The 1,324-nt window shown below is 48.3% G+C and carries 1 protein-coding gene; it reads left to right on the forward strand.

All coding sequences use genetic code 11. The features are described 5' to 3' along the window. A partial coding sequence (locus NG795_RS13290; protein ID WP_367289140.1) for a coiled-coil domain-containing protein occupies positions 1-821 on the forward strand: 821 nt, incomplete at its 5' end. Positions 822-1,324: the final 503 nt, after the last annotated feature.

A 1,324-nucleotide genomic window follows, 5' to 3' on the forward strand; every position in this document is an offset into this window, starting at 1 on the left:
ACTCAGGGGAATTAAACTCTCAACTGACTCAAGTGCAAACCCAATTAACGCAATCGCATCAACATTCAGGGGAATTAGAATCCCAACTGAATCAAGTGCGAACTGAGTTAGCTCAAGCGCAACAGCATTCAGCAGAATTAGACTCTCAACTGAACCAGGTGCGATCGCAGTTAGCGCAAGTACAACACCATTCAGGGGAACTGGACTCTCAACTGCATCAGGTGCGAACTGAATTAGCTCAATCGCAACAGCATTCAGGGGAATTAGACTCTCAACTGAACCAGGTGCGAACTGAGTTAGAGCAACTGCAACAAGAGCGATCGCAACTTCAATCCCACCTAGAGGAACGGGGGGAAAGATTGCAACAACTCGAAGGGGAGAAACAGGACTGGCAACAGCAACTCTCTGAAACCCGGACCCAGTTATTGGGAGTGGAAGAGATGCGATCGCACCTGCAAACCGAACTCGCTCAAATCAAGGCAGAAAATGAGCGAGCACAACAACAGCGATCGGACTTACAAACTCAGCTTGCCAAATCTCAGGCAGCACAGTCCCAACTCCAGGGGGATTTATCACAAACCCAAGAAAAATTACAGCGCCTCTTGCATGATCAATCCCATGCAGAATCCCGAGTCACCCAAGCTAACCGGGAGCGATCGGAGGTACTAGCGCAATTGGAAGCCGCCAACCAAGAGCGATCGCAGCTAGAATCCCAACTCGCCCTCATGCGATCGCAAACTCCCCTCTTAAAAACAGGAGTCGTTCTAGCGTTCCTCTTCGGTTCCCTCATTGCCTGGTTCTCAGCCTTAGCCCTTTACTAACATTCTATCCTTCATCAACAGTTCAAGGCTAAATGTATAAACAGGGATGTAGCACTACTGCTACATCCCTATTTTTTAAGCAATCCCACCCGTCGTTCTTTCATGCTCAACGTCCCGACTTCAGTCGTTTCCGAATGTTCAACGTCCCGACTTCAGTCGTTCTCTTTCGTTCAACGTCCCGACTTCAGTCGTTTCCGGATGTTTGTAGTAACGACTTCAGTCGTTCTCTTTCGTTCAACGTCCCGACTTCAGTCGTTTCCGGATGTTCGTAGTAACGACTTCAGTCGTTTCCGGATGTTCGTAGTAACGACTTCAGTCGTTCCTATTTAATACTATATCCATACTCCAGCCTGGTTACAACGGGAGCAAGAGATCAGTAGTGACACAACCGGAGAACGACTGAAGTCGTTACTACAAGCAGGAAGGGAACGACTGAAGTCGTTACTACAAGCAGGAAGGGAACGACTGAAGTCGTTACTACAAGCAGGAAGGGAACGACTGAA

Origin of the sequence: Laspinema palackyanum D2c, assembly GCF_025370875.1 — a bacterium.
GTDB classification, from domain to species: Bacteria; Cyanobacteriota; Cyanobacteriia; order Cyanobacteriales; family Laspinemataceae; genus Laspinema; species Laspinema palackyanum.